Source organism: Pseudomonas sp. GL_091, assembly GCF_057837725.1.
Genome location: NZ_CM174451.1, coordinates 3,173,941 through 3,185,868 on the forward strand (window position 1 = coordinate 3,173,941; position 11,928 = coordinate 3,185,868).

Sequence of the window (11,928 nt, forward strand, 5' to 3'; positions counted from 1 at the left end):
GACGAGCCCATGGCCCAGGCATTCCGGGGCCAGGTGCGGCTTAGAAACAGCGGTTTAGAAGTAGATCAACGCGTCCATGCTGGCGGTCAGCTGATTGCGGTCGCGGCCGTTTCCAAAGGGGTGATCCTCACTGTTGCCATCGAACCAGTCGTAACGAAGTTCCGGGCGCAGCGAGAGGTAGCGGTTGAAGTCATAGCGAAAGCCGGCGGTGACGGCATTGAAGTCGCCGTGAGCGGCGCTGACCGGGAACAGGACGAAACCATCCGGGTCACTGAAGTGCTCTCCACGCACTGAGAAGGCCAGGTCTTTGCGATAGCGATAGGTCACCACGGCGTTCGCTCCCCACCACTTGGCGCCGTCAAAACCCGGACCGTTGACGATGTCGACAGTGCTCTGTTTGCCGTCGCCCGCCTGATGGCCGTAGACCACTTCCGCGCCCATCGACCAATGCTCATCGAACGCATGCCAGCCGTTCACCGAGTGCTGTTGCTTGAGTTGGCCGTCCGGTGAAATCAGCCGTTGGATCGGTGCCTGCACATCGTCGGTGCTGGAGTTCTCCTCATTACCGACGACGAACTCATAATCGACCCAGGTTTTCATGTCTGGCGTGCGCCAGCGCACGGCGCCAGTCAGCGATTTGCTGTCGTTGTTGTCACGCAGGTTGTTCCAGCCTTGCACCACGCCCCACTCGACACCCAGCACGCCGCTGGCGTTGCTCATCAGGCGAGTGCCCATCAACACACCGGAGAACGTTCCCGGCTCCGAGACCAGGGCGTAAGTCTTGGTGGCGAAGGCGTTGCGCGCCTCGCGAATGTCCGGCGGGATTTCATAGCCGATCCCCGGGCCAAAGATCCCGGCCATGACGGTCAGGCCAGTGCCGATCGGCAGGTAGGCGGTGGCGGCCAGGTTGGGTACGGCCAGGAACCGTTGTTTGTCGCGCTGGGCCTTGGCCGGGTCATCGTCGCCCGGGGAGTTCACACCCCAATGCATGTCCCAGCCGAAGGTGCGGGCGAACTGGGCATTGCGCCCGTAGTTACCCTCGAATGTGAAGCCGAACGAAAAGTTCTCGGGTGTCGGGCCGGGTAGCGGTGTGACCCGAGGAATCACGTTCGACGCCAGCGGTTTGTCGATGAACAGCCGTAGTGAGCCGAACTCCAGGCCTTCATCGCCGGCACCGATTAGTGGGAAGTTAGTCATGCCACCCTCGCGTTCATCCGCCGTGGAGCGGTTGTTCCGGGAGAAGGTGGTTTCTGAAAGGCCCGAGACGATGATCCCGGTTTCTTTCTCCAGGCTGTCACCAAAAATCGAGGTAAACAGGGCGCCTTCGCCCCGATCTTCGGACGGTGCAGCATGGACGTTTAGCGTTACGCAGGCGGCCAGAACCGCACCAAGCTGAGTGATCTTGATGGTATGCATTGCCTTTTCTCTTGTTTTTGTAGGTAGGCGAATTCACTGCCCGCCCGGTTCAGGCGATGACCTGAAGACAGGAGGGCAGCCTGTTGCTTGCGTCGGGTTTAACCCATACGCAGGATCGGTTTGACAGTCAGGCCGCTCTGCGCGTCGGCAACGGCCTGGTTGATGTCATCGAAGTCGTAGAAACGCACCAGTTTGTCGAAGGGGAATCGGCCCTGGCGATACAACTCCAGCAAGCGCGGAATGAAGACCGAGGGAATGCTTTCGCCCTCGATCACCCCACGAATCGTCCGGCCCTGGGTCATCACGTCATTGACGTCGAAACTGGCTTCGGTGCCGGCTGGCGGAGCTCCGACAATGGCGCAGGTTCCGCGGGTGCGCAGCGCATCGATGGCCTGACGCAGCACCGCCGGGCGACCGCTGGTTTCCAGGGTGCTGTGAGCGCCGCCACCGGTGATGCGCCGGACCTCCTGCACCGGATCGACTTCCTTGCTGTTGATCACGTGGGTGGCCCCCAGCGACTTGGCCAGTTCCAGGCGCCCGGGGGTGATGTCCACCGCAATCAGCGTGGTCGCCCCGGCAATGCGCGCCGCCATCAGCGCGCTCAAGCCAACGGCACCGGCACCGAATACCGCAAATGACGTCCCGGCCTTCGGTTGCAAGACATTCAGCACTGCCCCGGCTCCGGTTTGCACACCGCAACCCAATGGGCCGAGCATCTCCAGCGGCAAGTCCTTGTCGACCTTGACGATGTTGCGGCGGTTGGCAATCGAGTAAGTGGCAAACGATGACTGACCAAAGAAGTGATCGTGGATCGCATGCCCGTGGCTATCCTGGGTCGAACCGCTGCTGTCAAGGCGACTGCCCCCAAAATTCAACGCGAATGTGTGCGTGCAATACGTCGCCTCGCCGGTGCTGCAAGGTTCGCAGTGGCCGCAGGAGAGGTAGGTCATCACCACGTGGTCGCCGATGCTGAAGTCCTTCATATCGGCACCAATCGCCTCGATCACCCCCGAGCCTTCGTGGCCGAGAACCATCGGCAACGGGCAAGGGAAGTATTGGTCGCGCACGATCAGGTCGGTATGGCACACCCCGCAGGCCACCACCCGGACCAGCACCTCATCGGCGCGTGGCGCTTGCAGTTGAATCTCTTCCATCAGGAAGCGACCGCCTTTTTCCCGGATCACCGCTGCTTTGGCGCGGCGCAGGTTTGACTGTGGCTGTTGCATGAGCAATCACTCCTCGGGTCAGAATGGATAAGGACGTGGCGCGTGCTGCACGCTGATCCAGTGGTCGGTGGTGAAGGCTTCGATGATCCAGTCACCGTTGAAACGTCCCAATCCGCTGTTTTTCACTCCGCCGAACATACTGTTGGGGCTGTCGTTGGCCGGAATGTCATTGATGTGCGCCATCCCTGCCTGAAGCTGCTGGGCAAAGCGCAGGCCACGGCCTTCGTCGCGGGTGAATACCGCGCTGCTCAAGCCATACTCGGTGTCGTTGGCCATGTTCAAGGCGTGGATTTCGTTGTCGGCGCGGATGATCTGCGCAATCGGGCTGAACAGCTCGGCCTGGGCCAGCGCCGAGTCATTGCTGACCGGACCGAACACATGCGGCGGCAACACCAGCCCCTGTGGCTCGCCGCCGAGCAGTTGCGGCAGGCCGTCGGCGCGGGCCTGGGCGATGTGCGCCAACGCACCGTCCATCTGACGTCGATTGATCAGCGGGCCGATCACGGTGTCGGCGGCGTCCGGGTCGCCAAACTTCAAACGCGACACCCGTTCGACGAACCGCTCGACAAAGTCGCTGTAGAGCGACCGATCAACAATGATCCGGTTGGTGCTCATGCAGATCTGACCCTGGTGAAGGAAGCGCCCGACCACCGCGGCATGCACCGCATGCTCCAGATCGGCGTCATCAAGGACCACCAGCGGCGCGTTGCCGCCCAGTTCCAGCGCGACATGCTTGAGGGTGCTGGCGGCGGCGATCTGCGCATTGATATGGCGACCGACGTTGTTCGAGCCGGTAAAGGAGATAAAGCGCAACGCGGGATGTTGAACGAACGCATCGCCAATCTCACTGTTCTGGCCGACCACGACATTCAACAGTCCGGCCGGCAGCCCGGCTTCTTCGTAGATCCGCGCCAGCAGCAGACCGCCGGTGATCGGGGTTTCCTGCGATGGCTTTACCACCACGGCGTTGCCGAGGGCCAGCGCCGGGGCGATGGAGCGGTGTGACAGGTGCATTGGCCAGTTCCAAGGGCTGATCACTCCGATCACCCCGAGCGGTTTGCGATAGACGCGGCTTTCCTTGTCGGCGATATCGATCGGCGGGATCCGCCCCACAACCCGGTTGGGGAAGGTTGACGCTTCCAGCATGCCGTCGCGCACGGCGGCCCATTCCATGTTGGCTTTGGTGCGGGTGCTGCCGCTTTCTCGGATCAGCCAGCTGACGATTTCCTCGCGGCGGGTCTGCATGATCTGCACCGCCCGGTGGAATACCGCACTGCGTTCGGCGGGCAGCGCCTGTGCCCAGCGTACCTGTGCGGTTTGAGCGGCCTGGCAGGCGTGCTCAAGGTCGGTGAGGTCGGCCAGTTGCAGTTCGGCGATCACGTCGCCGTTGTACGGGTTGGTGTCCAGCAACGGGCGACCGCTGCCGCCGCTGCGTTGCTCCCCGTCGATGTATTGGCCGGCAAAACCGGTGTAATGACTGGTGATCATGATCTTCGCTCTCTATAGGGGGCGAGCGCCAGGCGCTCATGGGCGTTCTCAGCCTCGGCGCAAACGCGGGAACAGGCGCAGCGCATTGCCTCGGGCAATCGCTTCGTGCTCGCTGGTGCTCAAGCCTTCGAGGGCGCGGAAGTTGTTCACGTTGGCTGCAACATTGGCGGCCGGCTGGAACGGAAAGTCTGTGCCGAACAGGATTTGCGACAGCGGCGCCAGCGTGCGTAATCCGTCGAAGGTCGGCTGGTTGGCCGACATCGCCACGTCGTAGTACAGCCGTTGCAGTTCCTCGATCACTTCGGTCCCCGGCTTGGGGGCCGGCTTCATCGCCGGCATGCCGGACAACAGCGCGATGCGTCGGGCAATCGAGGGCAACACACCGCCAGCGTGGGGCAGGATCAGGTTCAGGTCCGGGCAGCGCTTGAAGGTGTTGGAAAACACCAGGTCGATTACTGTCCGTGCGGTGTCCACCGGGAATTCGAACAACGGAGCAGGACGACCCAGGCCGACCGCGTCGAAGCATTGCGGTGAGGTCGGGTGCAGAAACACCGTGGCCTGACGACGGTTCAGCTCATCGAAAATCGGTGCCAGGTCTTCACTGCCCAGGTACTTGCCGTCGGCGTTGGTTTCGATCACCACACCGTCGAATTTCAATTCATCGAAGGCGTAGGCGATTTCCGCCAGCGATTCTTGAACGTGGGGCAGCGGCAATGTGGCGAAACCGCCGAAACGGCCGGGGTGTTGCTGAATCACTGCGGCGGTGTCTTCGTTGATCGCACGGGCCAGGGCCACGCGTTCATGTTTTTCCTTGAGAAAGCCTACGCTGGGCGACGACACGGACAGGATCATCGTGTCGATATTGCCGGCGTCCATCACCGCGAGGGCTTTCTCCGGTGACCATTCCGGCACCGGATAACCGCCGTCCAGGGTCAGCAAGCCGGCCTTGGTCAGCGCGGCCTTATAGGTCGGTGACAGGCAATGGGCATGAACATCGATCAGGCCGCAGTGACAGCGCGATGTCGAATCGGTTGGCAGGGACATGGGTAATCCTCGACTCAATACAATTGCAATTCGATCGGCAACCAGCGGTAGCTGCCATCGCGTTTGACCAGATGGCCATGCCCGGGGAAGGGGAAGTGATAGGACAAAACGGCGTAGCGTTTGCGTGCTACTTCTTCGAGGACTTGCATCCGGGTTTGGGCTGCCGCCGCGTTGTCATAGTCGAACAAGAAGCCCCATTGTGGCCGCTGCAACAGCAGGATCTGGTGGTGACACAGATCGCCCCAGAGTACGAGCGTCTGTGCCTGGCTTTTGATTTTGTACACGGTGTGGCCCGGGCTGTGGCCGGGGGTGCTGACGGCGGTGATGCCTGGCAGCAGCTCGAAACCGTCACCGATCAGGATGATGCGTTCCAGCTCCACATACGGTGTGAGGTTCTTGTGCGCACCCAGGAAGTGGTCGCGCATGTGCGGGTTCATCGCTTCGCCCTTGGGCGTCGAAAGGATGCTCAGGTCGGTCCAGTAATCCAACTCCCGTGGGTCGATGGCGATCCGCGCATTGGGGTAGAGCAACTGACCGTCATCGTCCACCAGGCCCCAGCAGTGGTCGGGGTGGGCGTGGGTCAGCGCGACGATGTCGATGTCCGTCGGGTCGATACCCGCGGCACGAAGGTTAGTGATGGCCTGGCCGGTTTGCGCGCCGAAGGTCTTGATGCCGAACTCGGCGTTGACCCCGGAGCCGGTATCGAACAGCACCAGTTGGCTGCCGGTGTTGACGATCAGGATGTTCTGGTTGAGTGACATCCGGTCTTTGGGCAGAAAGTTGTCTTCCAGTAACTGGTCGATTTCCTTCGGATCAGCCCCGATGAAGGTCGGATGCGGGGCGCCCATGTGCAAGGGGCCGTCGGTAATTACCGTGCATTCGAATTCGCCATGCATGAAACGGGTCCAGCCACCTTGCAGTTGCTGAGTGAATGAAGCGCTCATAGGTCACCTGTCTGTTGTTTTTGTCGAGTTGATTGAGAGGGGGCGCTGCTTAGGTTCTGATCCAGGCCTTGCCCCAGGAGTTGAGTGAGTATTCGCAGTGCGGCCAGACACCGGCTTCGCGCTCCGGACCGGTCACTTCCAGTTCGCTGGAGATCTCCAGACGGTTGCGGTCGGCATCCACCACCATGAAGAACAAATTGTTGCCGGGACCATGGCGGCCGGGGCCGAAGAAGATCGTGATGCGCTCTGCGGCGAAGCGATCACCCCAGTCGCGAATGTCGTTCCACTCGTTGGTCTCGTAGCAGTGGTGATCCAGTTCGTTCCTGGATCCGCGGAAGAACGCCAGCGAATGGTGTTCGTTATCCGAGCGCATGAAACGGGTCATGAGTGCGCCGTTGGCCTCATCGACGACATCGTCAGACACGGTGAAACCGACCTTGTTGATGTAGAAGTCCAGCACCGCTTCCAGCTCGGTGGTCTGGAACACTACGTGCTGCAAACGGCCGGGCATGCCGGGGTGGCTGGCGTCGGGAATGTCCCGGCCAACGCCGAACAGCAATTGCCGGCCCTGGGGGTCGCGGATGCTGAAGGCGTTGTCTTCCAGCAACGGCGAACGGACGTCCTCGGTCTGGCAATCGCGAGCCTGCAGGTTGATGCGCAAACGGCTGAGGCTGGCCTGGTCGGCGACACCATAGGCGGCGGCGAGAAAGCCGTTGCTGTCGGCCGGGCTGATCAAGACCGCGCGCTGCGGCCCGGTCAACACCCAGGTGCCATCGGCTTGTCGGTAGCCCTGCAAATCGAGCATGCGTGAGTAGAAATCGACCTGGCGCTGCGGCTCTTTGCTGGAGAGGTGCAGGTATAACAGGCGCGCGGGGGTTTGAGTCTGCAACGTATGCATGACGGTCTCCTTGGCGGTGATTACGGAGTCAGGGTGTCGACGAGGGTGCCGCGCGGGTCAATCGCGGCACTGGCCGGGATCTGATGAATACCCAGCAGGATGGCAAAACCATTGGCGATGATTTGCTCCTCGGCGAGGGGGAAAATCGCCGCGACATAGCGGTCCGGGCGCAGCAGCAACAGTTGTCCCGAAGGCTCGCCGAGCAAGGTCGCGAGGGCGCCGTCGCGGTCGACCCAGACGTGCTCGGTGCGGGTCGAATCAACCAGGCTGCCCTTGGGCAGAACCAGGATTCGCCGTGCTTCAAGGCGTTCCCACAACGGGTGTTTCAGGGCACTCAATCGACTGTCGGCGAGGGGCGCGTATTGCAGCAGGGCGAAACCGGTGCCGAGGACTTTATCCAGCAGCACCGAATTGCCCGCCGCGTCCTCGACCGTCGGTTGCGGGAACATCTGCCCGCAGCTCAACTGGCCGGCGCTGCCGTTGCCGATCACCAGGCCCTGAGTGAAGCGCGGCTTGGGCTTGAAGCGCATTTGCAAGAAGTAATCGCGCAGCGGTGGCAGCAGGCCGATCACTCGGAAGGCCGCGCTGATCAGGTTCGCCCGCCAGACACTGGAAGGTGCCATGACCACACCCAGGCCCAGGGCCAGTTTGATCAACGCCCAGGCATGATCACGGCGTTCGGTTTCATAGCTGTCCAGCGCATCGCTGCTCAGGTGTCCCTTGAACACACCGGCCAGTTTCCAGCCCAGGTTGTGGGCATCACGCACACCGCTATTCATGCCTTGCCCAGCGTAGGGCGGGGTCAGGTGCGCGGCGTCACCGGCCAGGAAGATCCGGCCTTCGCGCCAACGCTCGGCCACCCGGGCGTGGAAGGTGTAGACGGTCTTGCGCACGATGGAGATCGGTTTGTCACCACGAAAGGGTTTGACCAGGTCTTTGATCCGCTCTTCGTCGAGCATCTCTTCGTCGCTTTCATCGGCCTTGAGCATGAACTCGTAGCGCCGGGTGCGATGGGGCCCTGGAACATCCACAGTCGGACGGCGCGCGTCGCAATACATCCGGCATTGCCAGAACGGATCGTCGTCCTGGTCGGTGTCCACCACCAGCCAGCGCGACTGGAAGCTCGAACCGACCATGTTGATACCCAGCTGTTTACGCACCGGGCTGCGGCCGCCGTCGCAGGCCACCAGATACCGCGCCTTGACGGTCAGAGTTTCTCCATTGGCATCGCGCACGCTGGCGGTAACGCCCGTCGCGTCCTGCTCGACATCCAGCAATTCATGGCCGAAGCCCACGCGCAGGTTGTCGAAGCGATGCATGCCTTCATGCAAGGTGGCTTCGAACAGTGGCTGGCGAAATGCGTTGCGTTTGGGGAAGCCATACAGGGTCGAGGTCGGCTCGACCTTGCCGAAGCAACGGCCGCCCGGACGAGTGTAGTAATGCACGCCGTAGCCGGGCACGACATCTTTGAGCACGGCTTGATCCATGCCCACGGCCTGCATGGTGCGCAAGGACTCATCGTCGATCGACACCGCCCGTGGTTCGCCCACAGTGCTCTGTTTGCGATCGATGATGAACGTCTCCACACCGGCTTCGCCCAGGTAGTTGGCCAGCGTCAGGCCGGTGGGGCCGGCGCCGCTGATGAGCACGCCGGTGTTGATAATCTTGGAAGTGGTCATTTTCGATACCGATGCTGTTTAGTCCAACGGCCGGGGACGTCCGGAAAAGGCCTGCATGAGTTGCGAGAGCTTCTGCGCCAGTTCCACGACTTGCTGTCCGTACTCGTCATCGCGCGCGGGGTCGCATTCACGGTCCGGGCGTACACAACTGATGCTGCCAATGGCCTTGCCGTCGCTGTCGAGAATCGGTGCCGCGACCCCGCAAATGCCGCTGTCCACTTCGGCCCGCGATACGACATAGCCTTTCTTGCGCAGGCGCTGCATCGAGCGGCGAAACTCTTCCCAGTTCTGCCCCAGATTGCTCAACCGGACCTCTTCGTGTTTCTCCAGGTACAGACGGTTGTGCTGGCGCGAACCGAGGTTGGCGAGAATGGCCTTGGAAGTCGCGCCGAGGAACAGCGGGCGGGGCGAGCCTCGGGTGTAGCTGACTTCACTGGCGAGACTGCCGCTCTGGTGCACGCAGACCACTTGGTCCTTGAACAGCCGGCAGGTTAACCAGACTTGTTCTTCACTCCATTGCGGGAACTCGCGCTCCAGCTGATTGGCGGCGCGCACCAGCGGATCGCTGACCCGCAGTTGCCGATCCCAGGTGATGATCCGTGCACCGAGTGCATAGCGGCCGGCTTCAACCTGGAACAGCAAGTCCACGTCGGCCAGTTCACGCACATAGCGGTAGATCGTCGAGCGGGTGAAGCCCATGGCAGCGCCCAGGTCGTCGACGGTCCACACCGGTTGGTGCTCGGTGAACAGGTCCAGCACTTTGAGCATGCGCTCCAGGCTAGAACCCTTGGTATCGGCGGCGCTTTCTGTTGCCTCGGCCAGCGCTTGGGCCGCAGCGGGTTTGTTGGCGTCAGTCATGGTTCAAATCTCGTCCGTGATGGTGTTGCGAAGAATGCCGAGGCCGGAAATTTCCACTTCGACCACGTCGCCCGGTTTCATCCACACCGGCGGTTCGCGGAACGCGCCGACGCCGCCGGTGGTGCCGCTGACGATCACGTCGCCGGGTGCCAGTTCAGTGAAGGTGGTGCAGTACTCGATGAGTTTGCACACGTCGAAAATCATGTCGCTGGTGTTGGTGTGCTGCATGATTTCGCCGTTGAGCCGGGTGGTCAGTTCCAGCGCCTGCGGATCGGGGATTTCATCGGCGGTCACCAGCCATGGACCGAAACCACCGGTTTGCGGGAAGTTTTTGCCGGGCACGAACTGAATCGTATGTTTCTGCCAGTCACGCACGCTGCCATCGTTGTAGCAGGCGTAACCGGCCACATAGTCGAGGGCGTTTTCGGCTTTGACATAGCGCGCTTTCTTGCCGATGACGATCGCCAGCTCACCTTCGAAGTCCAGCTTGTGCGAAGCCTTTGGGCGCAGGATGGATTGCAGGTGCGCGGTCTGGCTGTCGGCGAAGCGGGTGAAGATCATCGGGTAGGTCGGCATGTCCCGGCCGGTTTCGCGGACGTGGGTGGCGTAGTTGATGCCGATGCACAGCACTTTGTCTGGGTTGGGGATCACCGGCATGAAGGTGACGTCGTTCAGGGCCACCCGTGGCAGTGCGGCAAGGCTGGCCGGGGTCAGGCTGTTCAGCAGACCGTGGGTGATCGCGGCTTTCAAGTCGTAGCCCAGGTCGGCCTTGAGCGGTTGCAAGTCAATGACCTGGTCGCCTTCGACAATGCCGTAGCTCGGGATTCCCTGATTGAAGAAACTGGCAATTTTCATGGTGTGTCTCCTGAAAGGATTAATAAGTCGGGGTAGGGTGAGAAGCGTTGTAGCGGCGCTGGCTGAAATGAATCGCCAGCAGCGCGCACAAGGCAATCAGGCTGGGAATCAGTGCCGCCATGAAAACCTGCTGGACATGCCAGCCAAGGCCGACCATCAGGCCGCCGAGCAACGGGCCGAGGATCGATCCGATCCGGCCGACACCCAGCGCCCAGCCGATACCGGTGGAGCGAATTTCTTGTGGATAGAGTTCGGCGGCCAAGGCGTTCAGCCCGGCCTGAGCGCCCTGAACCAGCACGCCCATCAAAAACAGAATGGTCAGGAAACTGGCGGCCTGGAGCGGCAACATCACCAGCAGCAGAACCAGCACCTGATAGGCCAGAAACTGCGCAATCAGCACACGATGGGCGCCGAGTGCATCCATCAACTTGCCTTGCACCAGGGAGCCGATGACACCCCCCAGGCTGAACAGCACGATGGCCTGGATGCCGGTGTGGGCGGGAAGTTGGGCGCTGCTCAATACCGTCGGCACCCAGCTCATGATCGAGTACAAAATCAGCAGGTTCATGGCATAGGGCAGCCACAGCAGCAGGGTACGACGCCACATGCCTTGCTCGAACAGGCGGCGTGGCGAAACACGCGGCGCAGTCGTCAATGGGCGATTAAACAGCGCATCGGGAAGGGTTTTCAGATTCGGTGCCAACCGTGAAACGATTCTGAGCACGTGATCGCGGTTGGCCGGTGTACGCGACAGGAACTCCACCGACTCCGGCAGACTGCGCCACAACAGGTCGGCGATGATCAGTGGCAGCAGTGCACCGCAGATAAATACTGCCCGCCAACCCAGGGCCGGCAACAGTTGTTCGGCAATCAAGCCAGCCGCCATAGCCCCCAGTGGCATGCCGCAAAACACCAGCGTGACCGCACTGCGAGCATGACGTTTTGGGGTGTATTCGCAGACCAGGGCAATCAGATTAGGGATGGCGCCGCCCAAGCCCAGGCCAGTGAGAAATCGCGCTAGCAACAATTGTTCGTAGTTCTGGGTCACGGCGGTGAACAGCGAGAACACACTGAAGGTCACGACGCAACCCAGCAGGACTTTTTTGCGGCCGATGTGATCAGCCAAGGGCGCCAGGCTCAACGCACCCACCATCAGTCCCAGCAGGGTACTGGCGAACACCGGGCCGAAACTGGCCGGTTGCAAGCCCAACGATTCAGCCATCGGGCCGACCAGAAAGCCCATGACTTGCGTATCGAAGCCGTCGATGGCGGCAAGGATCACGCACAGGCCGATCAATTCAAGCTGCAGACGCCCCATGGGACGTGGGTCGATCACGTCACTCAGGACGTTTTCTGTTTCAGGCACGGTTTGCATGGCATGGACTCTTCTTTTTGTTTTAGCGGCCCGTTTTTCGGCAGGTGGGCCATGGAGTCAATCTAGCGCCGATCAAAAATTCTGTAAATAGAGATTTAACAATTATTTCGTATTGTGGGATTTTGAGAAAATATTGCTGTAGGGG

Annotated in this window: 10 protein-coding genes; all 10 read right to left on the reverse strand. The window is 61.3% G+C overall.

Annotated elements, in window-relative coordinates:
• Nucleotides 1-54 precede the first annotated feature (54 nt).
• Entirely contained in the window at nucleotides 55-1,416 is a 1,362-nt protein-coding gene (locus tag AC3ITY_RS14500) for an outer membrane beta-barrel protein (protein WP_489310123.1), read from the reverse strand.
• Nucleotides 1,417-1,514: 98 nt separating this feature from the next.
• The gene (locus tag AC3ITY_RS14505; protein ID WP_489310125.1) at nucleotides 1,515-2,642 is read right to left on the reverse strand and encodes an NAD(P)-dependent alcohol dehydrogenase; all 1,128 of its coding nucleotides are present in this window, start codon (nucleotides 2,640-2,642) and stop codon (nucleotides 1,515-1,517) included.
• 18 nt (nucleotides 2,643-2,660) lie between these two features.
• A complete protein-coding gene (locus AC3ITY_RS14510) occupies nucleotides 2,661-4,130 on the reverse strand; it encodes an aldehyde dehydrogenase family protein (protein WP_489310127.1) in 1,470 nt (489 codons plus the stop codon).
• 48 nt (nucleotides 4,131-4,178) lie between these two features.
• Nucleotides 4,179-5,174, reverse strand: coding sequence for an amidohydrolase family protein (locus AC3ITY_RS14515; protein ID WP_489310129.1), 996 nt, complete (start codon nucleotides 5,172-5,174; stop codon nucleotides 4,179-4,181).
• Between the two features lie 14 nt (nucleotides 5,175-5,188).
• Complete coding sequence (locus AC3ITY_RS14520) at nucleotides 5,189-6,118, reverse strand: MBL fold metallo-hydrolase (RefSeq protein ID WP_489310131.1); 930 nt, start codon at nucleotides 6,116-6,118, stop codon at nucleotides 5,189-5,191.
• A 49-nt stretch (nucleotides 6,119-6,167) separates the two neighbouring features.
• Entirely contained in the window at nucleotides 6,168-7,016 is an 849-nt protein-coding gene (locus AC3ITY_RS14525; RefSeq protein WP_489310133.1) for a VOC family protein, read from the reverse strand.
• A gap of 20 nt (nucleotides 7,017-7,036) precedes the next feature.
• A complete protein-coding gene (locus AC3ITY_RS14530) occupies nucleotides 7,037-8,695 on the reverse strand; it encodes a bifunctional 3-(3-hydroxy-phenyl)propionate/3-hydroxycinnamic acid hydroxylase (protein WP_489310135.1) in 1,659 nt (552 codons plus the stop codon).
• Nucleotides 8,696-8,713: 18 nt separating this feature from the next.
• Nucleotides 8,714-9,553: an IclR family transcriptional regulator gene (locus AC3ITY_RS14535; RefSeq protein ID WP_489310137.1), complete on the reverse strand. Its 840-nt coding sequence runs from the start codon at nucleotides 9,551-9,553 to the stop codon at nucleotides 8,714-8,716.
• Nucleotides 9,554-9,556: 3 nt separating this feature from the next.
• A complete protein-coding gene (locus AC3ITY_RS14540) occupies nucleotides 9,557-10,408 on the reverse strand; it encodes a fumarylacetoacetate hydrolase family protein (RefSeq protein WP_489310139.1) in 852 nt (283 codons plus the stop codon).
• A 19-nt stretch (nucleotides 10,409-10,427) separates the two neighbouring features.
• Complete coding sequence (locus AC3ITY_RS14545) at nucleotides 10,428-11,783, reverse strand: MFS transporter (RefSeq protein WP_489310141.1); 1,356 nt, start codon at nucleotides 11,781-11,783, stop codon at nucleotides 10,428-10,430.
• Nucleotides 11,784-11,928 lie beyond the last annotated feature (145 nt).